A 12,997-nucleotide genomic window follows, 5' to 3' on the forward strand; every position below is an offset into this window, starting at 1 on the left:
TCTACGCCGCGACTTCCTGGGCCGCCCATTTGCGCAGGATCTGCGCGGTGCGTTCCTCGTTGATGTCGACCATGCGGGCAAGCCGCTCCTGCGGAGCCGGCCTGATCTTCTGGCGCAGATCGTCGAGCGGGGTGGCGCCGGCACGCGTGCCGGGCAGAGCGCCAATGGCGGCACCCGCATCGGCGGAAGCGGCTGCCTCGGGGGTGGGCAGGGAGCGCTGGACCTCATCGAAATTGGGGCCTGCTATAGCGGGCGTCGCCTTTGCCGTCAGCGCGGCCGCCATCGGCCGCAGGCCGAAGAAGGCGACCAGGAACACCACCACGATGAAGGCGCCGGCATTGATCAGCGTGCCGGCATGCTGGCCGATGGAATCGAGCATTCCCGCCTGTGGCACCGCCTCGCCGTCCAGCCCGTCGATGAACTCGACGGCCGAGACGTCGATGACGTCGCCACGCTTGTCGTCGAAGCCGGTGGCGGAGCTTACCATCTTCTGGATTTCGGCGACGCGCTTGGCGATCTGGTCCGGTGTGGCGTCCTTGCCCAGGATCGTCTTCAGCCGGTCCTGGTTGACGACGACGGCGATCGACATCTTGGTGACGCTGTAGCCATTGGAGACGGTGGCGATCTTCTTGGAGTTGATCTCGTAGTTGGTGATCTCCTCCTTGCGGTCGTTGGCCGAGGAGGTCTGCGGACCCTCGGTGCTGGTCGCCTGGGTCTCCGGCAGGTTCTGCTCGACGCTGGCCGGGGTCGAGGCCTGTTTCTGGTTGCTGTTCTCGTTGGCGCGCACCGATTGCACCGAGCGCTCGACACGGGACTCCGGATCGAAGATCGTCTCTTCGGTCTGGCGGGTGTCGGTGTTGACATCAGCTTTGACGCTGGCGCGGAAATTGTCGGGCCCGAGATAGGGCGTGAGCGCGCGGCGAATGTTGTCGCCGATCTGCGCCTCCACGGTCTGCTCGACGCCGAGCGTGCGAGCGGCACTGGTGTTGGATGGATCATCGCCCGCGGCCAGCAGATTGCCGTTGGAATCGAGCACCGTCACCTTGTCGGCCGACAGGCCAGGGACGGCGGCGGCGACGAGATGGCGGATCGACATGGCGCTCTTCTCCGCGTCGATGCCGGCGTAGCGGATGACGACCGACGCGGAGGGTTGCTGTTCGTCGCGACGAAAATTGGCACGCTCGGACATGACGATGTGGACGCGCGCCGCCTTGATGCCCGATATCGATTGGATGGTGCGGGCGATCTCGCCTTCGAGCGCGCGCACCCGGGTGATCTGCTGCATGAAGGAGGTGAGACCCATCGCGCCGACATTGTCGAACAATTCGTAGCCGGCATTGGCGCTGGTCGGCAGGCCCTTTTCGGCAAGCAGCATGCGCGCCTGCGCCGTGGTGCCGGCCGGAACCAGCACGGAGGTTCCGTCGGCGCCGACGTCGAAGCCGATGCCGGCCTCGCCCAGCACCAGGCCGATCTGGTTCACGTCGGAGCGATCGAGCCCGACATAGAGCGTGTCGTAGGCCGGGCGGTTGAGGTAGACCGAGGCAATGCCGATGACGCCCATCACCAGGACGGCGATGCCCGCCAGCATGGCCAGGCGCCTGACGCCAAAGCCGCGGAGATTCGAGATGATGCTCTGGATCTGTTCCGGCACGATTGAGCGACTCCCAGCATGACTGTCCGCCGGAACACTAGCCCCCGAAGCTTGTGCGAAAATGAAATCGGGCCGCGCTTGCGGCGCGGCCCGTGAATTTCGAAGTATCCGTCAGCTAGTCCAAGGTTAGCCGTTCTTGAACAGCGACAGGATCGACTGCGAGGAGCTGTTGGCGATCGACAGCGACTGGATGCCGAGCTGCTGCTGGACCTGGAGCGCCTGGAGGCGGGTCGATTCCTTGTTCATGTCGGCATCGACGAGCTGGCCGACGCCGCGATCGATCGAGTCCATCAGGCTCTGCGTGAAGGTCTTCTGCAGGTCGATGGAGCTCTTGGCCGCACCGAGAATGGTGGCGGAGTCGGTCAACTGGCTCATGACCTTGTCGATCTTGCCGACCATCTGGGTGATGATGTCGTCGGTCACGCCGGCCGCGGTGATATCGAGATTGTAGGCGGAAACATTGTCGATCCTGGGAACCACCGTCCCGGCCGCGGTCTGGCCGGCGTTGTTGGCGGCAATGTCCGTGCCGCCGCCGGCGATTGCGGCCGCATAAGCGGTATCATACAGGTCCTGGGCGGCCGCCGTGGAATAGACCGAGGTCTGGCGGTCAAGCGTGCCCTGGTTCTTGACGGCGGTGGAGAGACCGGAATCGAACAGCTTGGTGCTCTCGACATCGATGTCGATCGTCCCGAGCGAGATGGCGCCCGACGATGAGCGATTGAAGGACGACACGATCTTGGCGTCGGCCTGGACGCCATCATTGGCGGCGGCGACCTGCGTCGACGTTACCGAAAGATAATTCGAGCCCGAAAAGGTGGCGGCATCGGCAAAGGACTTCATCTGCGCCTGGAGCGCGGTGATTTCAGTCTGCGTCTTTGCCTTGGCGGCACCCGTCTGGCCGATGGTCGAAAGCAACTTGGTCTTGATCTTGCCGATCGTATCCAGCGCATTGTTCATGCCGGTATAGGCAGTGTCGACTTTCGAGGCGCCCAGGCCGAGCGCGTCCTGGACTGTCGACAGCGCCTGGTTGTCGGAGCGCATCGTCGTGGCGATCGACCAGTAGGCGGCGTTGTCGGAGGCCTCGGAGACCCTGTAGCCCGTCGAGATTCGGGACTGCGTTTGCTCGAGCGACTTGTTGGTGGCGTTAAGGCTTTGAAGTGCGGTCAACGCCGCGGCGTTCGTCATGATGCTCGCCAAGAAACTCGCTCCTTTTTCCAGACCGGTCTTTCTCAAACCGGCGTTGCCCTCGCGAGCCGCTCGACCCGCTCGTGGATTACCGTCACCCGATCGGGCCGATTCGGCAATCCGTTGTAAGTCATTGGTTAACCATGACTAGCGCGTTATGGTTAACGGCCTGTTAAAAGCCAGCTTTCGAGGGTTAAGAAACGAGGGTTGCGCGGGGCTGGAGCAAACGCAAAACGGGCCGCGCTTTTGGCGCGGCCCGTTTGCCTGGTTTGATCGGTCGAGAGGGATCAGCCGCGGAAGAGCGACAGGATCGACTGCGACGAGCCGTTGGCGATCGACAGCGCCTGGACGCCGAGCTGCTGCTGAACCTGCAGGGCCTGGAGGCGGGTCGATTCCTTGTTCATGTCGGCATCGACGAGCTGGCCGACGCCGCGATCGATGGAGTCCATCAGGCTCGAGGTGAAGGTCTTCTGCAGGTCGATGGAGCTCTTGGCGGCGCCGAGCTTGGTGGCAGCGTTGGTCATGCCCTTCAGCGCGGCATCGACGACGTTCATCATAGCCTGGATCTGGGTATCGCTCGCAGCGGTGGTGCCCGAGAAGATCTTCAGGCTGGCGACCGAATAAGTGTCGGTGGCCGCTGCGGCAGCGCCCAAGGTCGGGTTCGAGGCCGCGGCCGCGACGCTGCCATCGGTACCGAGGCGGTCGGCGTCGAGGATACCCTTCGTCACGCCGGCAGCAGTGCCGGCTTCATACAGCTTGATGCTTTCCACGTTGACGTCGATCGTCGAGATCGAAACCGCGCCGGTGGCGCTGCGGTTGAAGGCCGAAACGATCTTGACGTCGGCCGCGGTCGTGGCGGTGGCGCCGCTGTTGACCGAGAGCATGTTGGTGCCGGAGAAGGTGGCGCCATCGGCATAGGCCTTCAACTGCTTCTGAAGAGCGGCGATTTCGACCTGGGTCTTTTCCTTGGAAGCGTCCGTCTGGCCGTAGGATGCGGTCAGCTTCTGCTGGATTTGGTTGATGGTCGTGATCGCGCTGTCCATGCCGGTGTAGGCGGTGTCGACCTTCGAGGCGCCGAGGCCGAGCGCGTCCGAAACGGTGGACATCGCCGAGTTGTCCGAGCGCATCGTGGTGGCGATCGACCAGTAGGCGGCGTTGTCCGACGCCTGGGAGACGCGATAACCCGTCGAGATGCGGGCCTGGGTGGTGTCGAGGTTCTTCTGGGTGGCGTTCAAGCTCTGCAGAGCGGTCAACGCCGAGGCGTTGGTCATGATACTGGCCATGGCTACTCGTACCTTGTTTTACAGGGTGTTTTTTGCATACCGGTTTGTCCGGTATGACGGAGCGGCATCATGCCAATGACCGTTGCGTTTGGGTCACCCGCCATCTGCGAGCGACTATGGCGGCGAGTCCCTACCAAACGACTAAACTGGACGGTTAATCGAAAATAATTCGGAGGAATTCGATGACGCGGCGCGCTGCCTCATTCCGCAGGCAGGCCATACCCGATGTCGAGCGCGCACGGTCAGGTGAAAGAGCGCACCAGGCTGCCGACGAGCAGGTTCCAGCCGTCGATCAGGACAAAGAACAGGATCTTGAACGGCAACGACACGACCGTGGGCGGCAGCATCATCATGCCCATCGCCATGGTGATGGTGGCCACGATCAGGTCGATGACCAGGAATGGCAGCACGATCAGGAAGCCGATCTCGAAGCCGCGCCGGATCTCGGAGATCATGAAGGCAGGCACCAGGATGCGCAGGTCGACCGTCTCCTTCGCAACGACCTGGCCGCGTTCGCGGGCGAGGTCGGCGAAAAGGTCGAAATCCTTGTCGCGCACATTGTGCAGCATGAAGGTGCGGAACGGATCGGAAATCTTCTCGAAGGCCTCTGTCTGGCTGATCTGATTGTCCATCAACGGCTTGACGCCGGTATTCCACGCCTGATCGAAGGTCGGCGCCATGACATAAAAGGTCATGAACAGCGACAGCGAAATGAGGATGAGGTTCGCCGGCGTCGATTGCAGGCCGATGCCGGCACGCAGGATGGAGAAGGCGATGACGAAGCGGGTGAAGCTGGTCACCATGATCAGCAGCCCCGGCGCCACCGACAGCACGGTGAGCAGGCCGAACATCTGGATGATGTAACCGACGGTGGCGCCATCGGCCTTGCCGATGCCGCCAAGGTCCAGTTGCTGGGCCGCCGCGACGGAGGTGGCGGCACCGATCAGTGCCGCGGCAAGAAGGAATTTTCTCATTCGAGCAGCAATGTCCTGACGAGAACCTGTTTGACGTGCCCCTGACTGCGGATCGAGGCGCGTTCGTCGAGATCGGCCTTCAGATGCTGGTAGCCGCTGGCGCCTTCGATCTGGTGCATCTTGAGGGTACGCACGAAGGCCAGAAGATCCTGCTGGACGTCCTCCGCCATCGCCGGCGGCTGCGGAGCGTCGTAGACCACGGACACTTCCATCCTGATCCAAGTGTCCGCGGGCGAGGCGATGTTGGTGGTGATCGGCGCCAGCGCGACGAGCGTCGGCCCCGCGCCAGCTTGTTGAGCGGCTTCGGGCTGGGGTACCTTGCCCTCGTTTTCAGGCGCGACTGGCACCGACGATGGTGCGCCGACGCCCTTGAGATAGCCGCCCGACATCCAGCCCATGCCGATGGCGGCGGCCGTCACCACGAGCAGCATGGCGCCCTGCACGGCAAGGGAAGGACCCTTGCGAGGCTGAATCTGATCGACATTGGCCATGGTGCCGCGCTCTCCAATGCCTAGAACGGAAGAACCTGGTCGAGGACCTGCTGGCCATAAGCCGGCTGCTGGACCTCGCTGACGCGGCCACGGCCGCCATAGGAGATGCGCGCCTCGGCGATGCGTTCATAGGAGATGGTGTTTTCCGCGCCGATGTCCGACGGGCGCACCATGCCGGCAATGGTGAGCACCCTGAGCTCGTAGTTGACGCGCACTTCCTGGGAACCCCTGATCATCAAATTGCCGTTGGGCAGGACCTCGGTGACGACGGCGGCGACGTTGAGCTCCAGGTTTTCGGAGCGCTTGATTTCGCCGTCGGCATTGGTTTCGGTGCTGGAACTCAAGCCGGCGTCGCCCTTGCCGCTGGTGCTGTTGCCTTCCCATCCGAGCGTGACGTCATAACCCAGCTTGCGTGCGGCGGTGCGGCTCCGGTCGTTCTGGTTCTTGAAGTTGGCCTTGTCGTTGAGCTTGATCCTGACGGTCAGGATGTCGCCTTCGCGCAGCGCCCTGGGATCGGTGAACAGCCGGCTCTGGCGGTCGTCCCACAAAGAGAACTTCTTGACCGGCGCGGCGGGCGGCTGAGGATAGCTGTAGGGTGCTGTCCCGTCGCTGCCGATGCCTGAACCGACCGGCGACAGCGATGGTTCCCTACCGATTTCCTTGAAATTGGTTGCGCAGCCGGACAAGGCTGCCGCCGCGCACAGGATGAGCATTCTGCGGATCATGACGGATCTACCCTTCGGGCTGCGCTGGCCATGATGCCGGTGAGCGTCGCCGCCGCCTTCTGGTCCATTTCGTTGAGGATGACACCCGCCTTCCGTGAATCGAGCTTCATCAGGATGGCCGCGGCGAGGTCCGCATTGACGATCGCCAGGCGTTCGGCCGCCGCATCGGGCTTCATGCCGGCATAGATCTTGACGACGCCGTCCTCGGCCCGGGCCAGAAACACCTCGCGCCGCTTCAACCAGGTTTCGTATTCGGCTTTTTTTGCGTCCAGCGCCTTCATGCGCTCGTCGATGCCTGCCTGCAGCTGTTTTAACTCCTCCGCCTGCAAGGCATAGCGGCGGTCGCGCGCGGCGTCGGCGATGTTGGAGCAGAAGCGCTCGATCTCGCTCTGGTCCGGCGCCTTTTCTCGTGTCAGTTGCTGCGGTGCGACCGCGGGCTGCGCTCCGGGCAGAATCTGACGAACGACATCCTCGCCGCGTGCGCCGCAGCTCGAAACGGACATGGCCGCGAGGACCGTGGCCGCGAACAAGATTGCGCTGGGAGGGCGTCCTTGATGGGATGAGAGGGAGGTGATCATCGGCATCGCTATTGGAGAACCAGATCGGCTTGCAAGGCGCCGGCCGACTTGATGCCTTGCAGGATGGCAATGATGCCGTCCGGCTTGACGCCGAGACGGTTGAGGCCGGAAACGAGAGTTTGCAGGTCGGGCCCGTCGAGCACGGCGACGCGGGCGTTGGGCCGGGTGGCATCGATGGCTGTGAACGGTTCGACGGCGGTTTCGCCCTTAGAGAAGGGTTCGGGCTGCACCACGCGCGGCGCTTCCGTAATGCGCACCGTCAGCGTGCCGTGGCTGATGGCGACACGTGAGATCTTGACGTCGTTGCCGATGACGATGGTACCGGTGCGCTCGTCGATGACGACGCGGGCCGGCGTGTCGGACTCGACCACCAGGTTTTCGATCTCGGCATAGAAGCGGGCCGCCGAAACGCTCTTCGGCCGCCTGATCTGCACGGTGCGGGAATCGCGCTCCGCCGCCACGCGCATGCCGAAGCGCTGGGCGGTGTAGTCGTTGATCGCGTCCGCGATGCGGATGGCGGTGGAGAAATCGGGATTGCGCAATTGCAGTGTCAGCGTCGACTGGTCATCGAACTCGGCCTTCACCTGCCGCTCGATTATGGCCCCGTTCGGCACGCGGCCGGCGGTCGGTACGCCTTGCGTCAACTGCTCGGCCTGGCCTTGAGCGGTGAAACCGGAAACGATGACCGCGCCCTGGCCGACGGCGTAGATCTCCCCGTCCGCCGCCTTCAGCGGCGTCATGATCAGCGTGCCGCCGGCAAGCGAGGTAGCGTCGCCCATCGAGGAGACGTCGATGTCGATGCGGGCGCCGGACTGCACATAGGGCGGCATGTTGGCGGTGACGATGACGGCGGCGACGTTCTTGGCGCGTGCGCTGCCGCCTTCCGTGGCGATGCCGAGATTTTCGAGCATGGCGCGGATCGACTGTTCGGTGAACGGCGAGTTGCGCAGGCTGTCGCCGGATCCGGCGAGCCCGATGACGAGGCCGTAGCCGACGAGCTGGTTGTCGCGCGAACTCTGCAGCTGCGCGATATCCTTGATGCGCGAGGCGACCTGGCCAGGCGGCAGCGAGCTTGGTCCGGGCGAAACGCGGAACATGCGCGCGGTGGTGGCGGGATCATATTCGGGATCGTCGTAGACACCGCCATTCCTGGCGGCGAGTTCGCGCTTGGCCTTGGGCGTCAGGCCATCGGCTAGTGCCGGCTGCAGACCGAGCGTGGCCGCAATCAGAAGGGCAAGCGGGCGCATCATGAAGCGCCGACCTGGATGGTGCCGTCGGCCATCACCGTGCCCGAGAGAATCTTGCCGCTGTCGCTGTTGCGGACCTTGATGAAGTCGCCCGCCGAACCCGGCTGCAAGGTCACGGCGGTGGCCGTGATCGTCAGCCCGCCGGCGACGAAGAAGACCTGCACGGCGGCACCCTGCTCGACCAGCCAGGCCTCACGGACGGCGGCTGAAGGAATGTAGCGGCCGGGCAGCAGCGTGCGCTTGGCGATCTTGCCCTGCAATTCCTCGGAACGGGTCGCAACAGCATCGGGCTTATGCTTGCCGGGAATGAGGGTGACCTGCTTCAGGGCGGCGAGTTCGATGGTATCGCCGGGATAAATGACCCGGTTGGGGATCAGCACGACCTCGCCAGCAGGTTGGTTGCTGGCGATCTGGTTGGCCGAGTCCTGGGCGAAAGCCGGCATGCCGCAGGCCACCAGCGCAAGGGCGAGCGCGGCGCGACGGAATGCGGAGCAGGAGATCGGCATGGCCATCATCCGTTACCTGATGTTCTTGGAGACGACGGAGGCCATGTCGTCGGCGGCCTGGATGACCTTGGAGTTCATTTCATAGGCGCGCTGCGCCGAGATCAGTTCGGTGATTTCCTTGACCGGGTCGACATTGGAGGCCTCGAGATAGCCTTGCTGGATGGTGGCGAAGCCGGGATCGCCGGGCACGCCGACATTGGCCGGGCCGGAAGCCGTTGTCTCCTGGAAGAGATTGTCGCCGAGCGGCGCGAGGCCCGCCTCGTTGGCGAAGTTGACGATCTGGAGCTGGCCGAGGTTCTGCAGGTCGGTCTGGCCGTCGATGCGGGCGAAGACCTGGCCGGTCTTGTTGACGATGACTTCGACCGCATCAGTCGGCACGGTGATGGCCGGAATGACACTGGCGCCGTCCACCGTCACCAGCTGGCCGGTGGCGTTGGTGTTGAAGGCGCCGGCGCGGGTATAGAGCGTACCGCCATCGGCGCCTTCGATCTGGAACCAGCCCCTGCCGGTGAGCGCCATGTCGAAGCTGTTGCCGGTGCTGGTCAGTTCACCCTGGGTGTGGACGTTGCGCACGGCGGTCGTCTTGACGCCGAGACCGATCGAAACGCCTTCCGGCACCAGCGAGGCATTGGAGCGGTTGGGGACGCCTTGCGTGCGATCGACCTGGTAGAGCAGGTCGGAGAATTCGGCGCGCGCGCGCTTGTAGCCGGTGGTGTTGATGTTGGCGATGTTGTTGGCGATGACTTCCAGATTGGTCTGCTGGGCATTCATGCCGGTGGCGGCGATGGCGAGTGCTTTCATGGCCTGCTCCTCAGATGCCCATGCGACTGACTTCGAGATAGGCCGAGACCACCTTGTCGCGGATGGCGACGGCGGTCTGCAGCGCCTGCTGGGCGCTCATCACGGCATCGACCACCTGGCGGGTGTCGGCGTCGCCCTTGAGCGCCTGCATCGACACCTGCTCGGCATTCTGCATGGTGCTGACGGTCTTGGAGGCAGCCTGGCTCACCGCTTCGGCGAAGGAGGTGCCAAGGTTGCCCGATGCCGCCGGCGCAACGCCACCCTGCAGCAGATCGGTGGCTGTATCGCCCAGCCCAGGCTTCAGGTTAAGCGCGCCGATGCCGTTGACGATCATTGGTTCCTCATCAGGTCGATGGTCATTGAAATGAGATCACGCGCCTGCTTCACGACTTGCAGGTTGGCCTCGTAGGAGCGGTTGGCCTCGGTCATGTCGGCCATCTCGATCAGCACGTTCACATTGGGCATCTTGACGTAGCCCTTGTCGTCGGCGGCCTCGTTGCCGGGCTGGAATTCGACCGGAAAATTGCTCGGGTCGCGGTCGATCGAATTCACCTCCACCGTCGAGCTGCCGGAGGCCCGGTCGAGTTCGGAGACGAAGCTGATGGTCTTGCGGCGATACGGGTCGGCGCCCGGCGTGGTGCCTGTCGACTGGGCGTTGGCGAGGTTTTCCGAAACCACGCGCAGGCGCTCGGACTGAGCGCCAAGGCCTGATGCTGCGACTTTGAGGGCTGCGGTCAGTGCGTCCATGGTCAGCTCTTGACCGCCATCATCATCATTGAGTGGAATGCCTTGACGATGGCCGTGTTGAGTTCGAAGGAGCGGCGCACCTCGCCGGCCTTGAGAAGCTGGTCTTCAAGCACGACCGTGTTCTTGGAGGGCATGACCACGCCGTCGTCTTCCTGCGGCTTGATGGAGAAGCCGGCATTGGTCGCCGCGGTGCCGAGATGGCCGGGCTCGGTGATCTGGAGCGACACCGCGGTGCGGTCGAGCACCTTCTCGAACGGCTCGACGTCGTTTGCCGTGTAGCCCGGCGTGTTGGCATTGGCGATGTTGCCGGCGATCGCCGACTGACGCACCGACAGCCACTGCGCTTGCTTGGCGGCGAGATCGAAAAGGGAAACAGGCTCCATGGGAATCTCCGGGCATGTGCCCAAAGACTAGGACGCCAGTCTTGCGCGGACCTTGCGATCGGTCGCTAGAACGTGAAGGCGAAAACGGTGAAGCGGTTTTCGGACGACATCATGCTCCATCCCTTGAAATGGAGACGGATGATTTCAGGACGATCCGACCTGAAATCATCCTCGGCACAAAACCGTGACGGCTTATCTGGAAAGCTCGATCACCTGGTTGGCGCTGGTAAGCATTACCCATTTGCCGTTGCGCTGCTCGATCGCCGATACCTTGCTGGAATCCGGCAGCGTCGAACCGCGCTGGACCATCCACAGGCCGGTGTCGTCCTCGATCATGGCGCGGCCATTGGCGACATGGACCATGCGGAACTTCGCGATGTCGGCGGGGAAGGGTTGCTCGCCGGGCGGCTGCGTTTTGGAATCGTCCTGCACCGTGCCGGTGGCAAGCAGATCTACATCGGCGTTGGGAACGTCCCTGGCGGTCAGCGGCGCGCTGCGCTCGGCGACCACGCCACCTCCCGCACGTCCCGAATTGGTACCGGTGCCGCCGAACTTGATCGCCTGCACGCCGAACTGGTCCTGGTTGAAGAAGATGTACCAGGGAAACAGGGCGCAGGTCAGGCCGAGCGTGATGCCGAGCGCGGCGATGACGACGTCGCTGCGACGGTCCGCCTTCTTCTTGCCCAGTCTGGGGAATTGCGGCTTTGGCGGCTGCGGCCATTCGCTGGCGGCAAACAGGCCATCGATCAGCGATTCGCGACTGGCTTGAGCCATATCGGCAGCCTCGACGCGGGGAAGGGAATTCACAGGGGGCTCGGCAGTCCGGGCCGGCAAAGGCTCGGATCTGGGGAGAGCCGATTTGACGGCCTTGGCCAGAACAACCGCGGTCCGGGCAGCCATGGCGGCGGCGGCGTTTGCCCTGGCGACCCTGGCCTCCTCCGCTCGAGCCTGCTCCGCGGCGTTCGCTTCGGCGATCATCTCGTTCAGGAGTCGCTCGGTGTACTGGCGTTCAGTCTCCTGGTTCGGCATTCTGCTTTCCCTTGAGATGGCGGGCAAGATCGGAGAACGGATCGGCGGACGGACGGTCCCTGGGCGATTGCGTCAGCGCCTCATAGATGACGGGCACCTGGCGTACGGCCATATCGAGTTCAGCGTCGACGCCGCCCTGATAGGCGCCGAGCAGCCGGATGTCGCGCGTGTCCTCGAAACGGGAGATCATCGACTTCAGCCGCGTCACCAGGGCTCGCTGTTCGACACTCCAGGCCTTGCCGGCCAGTCGCGAGATGGACGACAGCGGATTGACGGGCGGATAGCGGCCCTGTTCGGCGATCGCGCGGTCGAGCACGACATGGCCGTCGAGGATGCCGCGCACCGAATCGGCGACCGGATCGTTGTGATCATCGCCGTCGACCAGCACGGAAATGATGGCCGTGATCGATCCCTTGCCTTCCAATCCTGGGCCTTCGGTTCCAGGCCCGGCGCGCTCGAGCAGCTTGGGCAGTTCGGTGAAGACCGAGGCGGGATAGCCGCGGGCAACCGGCGGCTCGCCGGTTCCCGTCGCCACCTCGCGCAGGGCGTGAGCGAAGCGGGTGATTGAATCCAGCACCAGCAGCACACGGTGGCCCTGGTCGCGAAAATGCTCGGCGACGCGCATGGCGGTGTCTGGCGCGCGCCGGCGCATCATGGCGCTCTCGTCGCTGGTGGCGACGACGGCCACGGTCTTGGCCATGCTGTCGCCGATCGTATCCTCGAGGAATTCGCGGACCTCGCGGCCGCGTTCGCCGATCAGCGCCACGACGACGGTGTCGAACGCGTCGGCGCCGGCGAGCATGGCAAGCAGCGTCGACTTGCCGACGCCCGATCCGGCGAAGACGCCCATGCGCTGGCCGAAGCAGAGTGGCGTGAAGATGTCGATGACCTTGACGCCGGTCATGAAGGCGGTACCGACGCGCTGCCGCGCCATGGCGCCGGGTGTCGCGGCGGCCGCCGACATGTCGTCGCCCCTGACCAAGGGCGGACCACCGTCGATTGCCCGGGTGAGCGCGTCGATGGCGCGGCCGCGCCACGAGGCATGCGGCGCCACCGCGAGCGGACCCCTGCGGAACACGGCATCGCCGATGCCGGCGTCGGCGCTGCGTTCGAAGGGGGCGATCACAACCTCGTCACGGCTGATCTTGACGATCTCGCCGCGGCGCGAGCCGGTCTGGCCGCGCTGCTCGACAATGTCACCCAGCCTGGTGAAATCGGAAAGACCGCGCACCTTGTAGTGCGTTGATGTGACTTCGGTGACGAGCCCGCCGCGCTTGACCAGCCCGTCGCTGTCGCCAAAGCGCCTGATAATCCGCTCCAAAGCGGCAAGCCGATCCAGCGGCGCCGGCTGGAGCTGTCTTTCGGGTGCGCGGAGGGCTGGCTGCTCTGACGACATG

15 protein-coding genes are annotated in these 12,997 nt (G+C 64.2%); all 15 read right to left on the reverse strand.

Annotated features, from left to right (window positions below):
- Position 1: 1 nt before the first annotated feature.
- The gene (gene fliF / locus FJ527_RS11390) at positions 2-1,651 is read right to left on the reverse strand and encodes a flagellar basal-body MS-ring/collar protein FliF (protein WP_023781317.1); all 1,650 of its coding nucleotides are present in this window, start codon (positions 1,649-1,651) and stop codon (positions 2-4) included.
- A 126-nt stretch (positions 1,652-1,777) separates the two neighbouring features.
- Positions 1,778-2,848 carry a flagellin gene (locus tag FJ527_RS11395; RefSeq protein WP_140619449.1) on the reverse strand — a complete coding sequence of 357 codons (1,071 nt, stop codon included), beginning with the start codon at positions 2,846-2,848 and terminating at the stop codon, positions 1,778-1,780.
- 275 nt (positions 2,849-3,123) lie between these two features.
- Positions 3,124-4,119: a flagellin gene (locus FJ527_RS11400; protein WP_015315905.1), complete on the reverse strand. Its 996-nt coding sequence runs from the start codon at positions 4,117-4,119 to the stop codon at positions 3,124-3,126.
- Between the two features lie 242 nt (positions 4,120-4,361).
- Positions 4,362-5,093: a flagellar type III secretion system pore protein FliP gene (gene fliP / locus FJ527_RS11405; protein WP_015315906.1), complete on the reverse strand. Its 732-nt coding sequence runs from the start codon at positions 5,091-5,093 to the stop codon at positions 4,362-4,364.
- The gene (locus FJ527_RS11410; RefSeq protein ID WP_015315907.1) at positions 5,090-5,584 is read right to left on the reverse strand and encodes a flagellar basal body-associated FliL family protein; all 495 of its coding nucleotides are present in this window, start codon (positions 5,582-5,584) and stop codon (positions 5,090-5,092) included. Before FJ527_RS11410 ends, fliP begins: the two co-directional genes overlap by 4 nt.
- Before the next feature lie 20 nt (positions 5,585-5,604).
- Positions 5,605-6,309: a flagellar basal body L-ring protein FlgH gene (flgH, locus tag FJ527_RS11415; protein ID WP_140823141.1), complete on the reverse strand. Its 705-nt coding sequence runs from the start codon at positions 6,307-6,309 to the stop codon at positions 5,605-5,607.
- Positions 6,306-6,887 (reverse strand): MotE family protein, encoded by a 582-nt coding sequence (locus tag FJ527_RS11420; RefSeq protein ID WP_083883185.1) that lies wholly within the window; start codon positions 6,885-6,887, stop codon positions 6,306-6,308. Before FJ527_RS11420 ends, flgH begins: the two co-directional genes overlap by 4 nt.
- Positions 6,888-6,895: 8 nt before the next feature.
- Positions 6,896-8,137 carry a flagellar basal body P-ring protein FlgI gene (locus tag FJ527_RS11425; RefSeq protein WP_140823142.1) on the reverse strand — a complete coding sequence of 414 codons (1,242 nt, stop codon included), beginning with the start codon at positions 8,135-8,137 and terminating at the stop codon, positions 6,896-6,898.
- The gene (gene flgA, locus FJ527_RS11430) at positions 8,134-8,646 is read right to left on the reverse strand and encodes a flagellar basal body P-ring formation chaperone FlgA (RefSeq protein ID WP_181166332.1); all 513 of its coding nucleotides are present in this window, start codon (positions 8,644-8,646) and stop codon (positions 8,134-8,136) included. Before flgA ends, FJ527_RS11425 begins: the two co-directional genes overlap by 4 nt.
- Before the next feature lie 6 nt (positions 8,647-8,652).
- The gene (gene flgG / locus FJ527_RS11435; RefSeq protein ID WP_015315912.1) at positions 8,653-9,441 is read right to left on the reverse strand and encodes a flagellar basal-body rod protein FlgG; all 789 of its coding nucleotides are present in this window, start codon (positions 9,439-9,441) and stop codon (positions 8,653-8,655) included.
- 10 nt (positions 9,442-9,451) lie between these two features.
- A complete protein-coding gene (locus tag FJ527_RS11440) occupies positions 9,452-9,775 on the reverse strand; it encodes a flagellar hook-basal body complex protein FliE (protein ID WP_181166333.1) in 324 nt (107 codons plus the stop codon).
- The gene (gene flgC, locus FJ527_RS11445; protein WP_015315914.1) at positions 9,772-10,188 is read right to left on the reverse strand and encodes a flagellar basal body rod protein FlgC; all 417 of its coding nucleotides are present in this window, start codon (positions 10,186-10,188) and stop codon (positions 9,772-9,774) included. Before flgC ends, FJ527_RS11440 begins: the two co-directional genes overlap by 4 nt.
- A gap of 2 nt (positions 10,189-10,190) precedes the next feature.
- Positions 10,191-10,571 carry a flagellar basal body rod protein FlgB gene (flgB, locus tag FJ527_RS11450; protein WP_140823144.1) on the reverse strand — a complete coding sequence of 127 codons (381 nt, stop codon included), beginning with the start codon at positions 10,569-10,571 and terminating at the stop codon, positions 10,191-10,193.
- Positions 10,572-10,763: 192 nt separating this feature from the next.
- A complete protein-coding gene (locus FJ527_RS11455) occupies positions 10,764-11,345 on the reverse strand; it encodes a hypothetical protein (protein WP_224583355.1) in 582 nt (193 codons plus the stop codon).
- Positions 11,346-11,580: 235 nt separating this feature from the next.
- Positions 11,581-12,996, reverse strand: a complete 1,416-nt coding sequence (gene fliI, locus FJ527_RS11460) for a flagellar protein export ATPase FliI (protein ID WP_140823145.1) — start codon at positions 12,994-12,996, stop codon at positions 11,581-11,583.
- Position 12,997: the final 1 nt, after the last annotated feature.

It is taken from the genome of Mesorhizobium sp. B2-4-18, from assembly GCF_006441385.1.
GTDB lineage: Bacteria > Pseudomonadota > Alphaproteobacteria > Rhizobiales > Rhizobiaceae > Mesorhizobium > Mesorhizobium australicum.

Bases quoted from the DNA above. Each gene is read 5' to 3' on its own strand.
- FJ527_RS11420 (WP_083883185.1), bottom strand. From the start codon at position 6,887: ATGATCACCTCCCTCTCATCCCATCAAGGACGCCCTCCCAGCGCAATC.
- flgH (WP_140823141.1), bottom strand. From the start codon at position 6,309: ATGATCCGCAGAATGCTCATCCTGTGCGCGGCGGCAGCCTTGTCCGGC.
- FJ527_RS11440 (WP_181166333.1), bottom strand. From the start codon at position 9,775: ATGATCGTCAACGGCATCGGCGCGCTTAACCTGAAGCCTGGGCTGGGC.
- FJ527_RS11425 (WP_140823142.1), bottom strand. From the start codon at position 8,137: ATGATGCGCCCGCTTGCCCTTCTGATTGCGGCCACGCTCGGTCTGCAG.
- FJ527_RS11455 (WP_224583355.1), bottom strand. From the start codon at position 11,345: ATGGCTCAAGCCAGTCGCGAATCGCTGATCGATGGCCTGTTTGCCGCC.
- flgB (WP_140823144.1), bottom strand. From the start codon at position 10,571: ATGGAGCCTGTTTCCCTTTTCGATCTCGCCGCCAAGCAAGCGCAGTGG.
- flgA (WP_181166332.1), bottom strand. From the start codon at position 8,646: ATGGCCATGCCGATCTCCTGCTCCGCATTCCGTCGCGCCGCGCTCGCC.
- fliP (WP_015315906.1), bottom strand. From the start codon at position 5,093: ATGAGAAAATTCCTTCTTGCCGCGGCACTGATCGGTGCCGCCACCTCC.
- fliI (WP_140823145.1), bottom strand. From the start codon at position 12,996: ATGTCGTCAGAGCAGCCAGCCCTCCGCGCACCCGAAAGACAGCTCCAG.
- FJ527_RS11410 (WP_015315907.1), bottom strand. From the start codon at position 5,584: ATGGCCAATGTCGATCAGATTCAGCCTCGCAAGGGTCCTTCCCTTGCC.
- flgG (WP_015315912.1), bottom strand. From the start codon at position 9,441: ATGAAAGCACTCGCCATCGCCGCCACCGGCATGAATGCCCAGCAGACC.
- FJ527_RS11400 (WP_015315905.1), bottom strand. From the start codon at position 4,119: ATGGCCAGTATCATGACCAACGCCTCGGCGTTGACCGCTCTGCAGAGC.
- flgC (WP_015315914.1), bottom strand. From the start codon at position 10,188: ATGGACGCACTGACCGCAGCCCTCAAAGTCGCAGCATCAGGCCTTGGC.